Below are 280 nucleotides of genomic sequence, written 5' to 3'. Positions count from 1 at the left end.
AACAGTTCCTGTAATTGTACACGTCTATGATAATGGAAGAGGTCAGCTGGTTGCCTGGGTTGAAAAATTCGAAATTTCTCAAGTAGCACTTCCAGCAGCTGATTTTTCAACTTCAGCACCTGGTTCTAATCTTGTACCACCAATCTCTGGTGCCATCAACACCATTACAGATGCCGGAATTCAGACATTCACAAATACGTACAAAGCTACCAAGGTTAAAGTGCCGGTTGCTGCAAGGAAAACGTTTATCAATAAGAATACAGATCAACCGATTCAGCTT

1 protein-coding gene is annotated in these 280 nt (G+C 41.4%); it reads left to right on the top strand.

Annotated features, from left to right (window positions below; genetic code table 11):
• The coding region (locus SSIN_RS10760) for a hypothetical protein (protein WP_037618415.1) at positions 1-280 on the top strand (280 nt) is incomplete at both ends.

This window comes from Streptococcus sinensis (assembly GCF_000767835.1).
In the GTDB taxonomy this organism is placed as follows: Bacteria; Bacillota; Bacilli; order Lactobacillales; family Streptococcaceae; genus Streptococcus; species Streptococcus sinensis.
The sequence above is the reverse complement of the archived record's forward strand: the minus strand, read 5'-3'. Positions and strand labels throughout refer to the sequence as shown.